A 265-nucleotide genomic window follows, 5' to 3' on the forward strand; every position below is an offset into this window, starting at 1 on the left:
CAGGTGAGGGGTGATTTGGGAGGAGGAGTGATAATTGTGGAGCATATGGGGCGGAATTTGAGAGGTTGGGTGGGTGAAGGATTGAATAGGTTGAGTGGACTGGATGTGGTTGAAGGTGAAGAGGGGATGGTGCTGAAGAAAGGGAGTGTGTATATAGGACCCGGGGGATTGGATGTGAAAGTTAAGAAAAGAGCAGAGGGGAAGTTTATGCTGAAGGTGAGTGAGGATGAAGGAGTGAAGGGGGATAGAGGTTGAGTGGATAGGA

The 265-nt window shown here is 49.4% G+C and carries 1 protein-coding gene; it reads left to right on the top strand.

Translation table 11 applies throughout. The features are described 5' to 3' along the window. A partial coding sequence (locus FS628_RS30665) for a chemotaxis protein CheB (protein WP_313958639.1) occupies window positions 1-255 on the top strand: 255 nt, incomplete at its 5' end. Window positions 256-265: the final 10 nt, after the last annotated feature.

It is taken from the genome of Paenibacillus xylanexedens (assembly GCF_007676705.1).
GTDB lineage: Bacteria > Bacillota > Bacilli > Paenibacillales > Paenibacillaceae > Paenibacillus > Paenibacillus xylanexedens_C.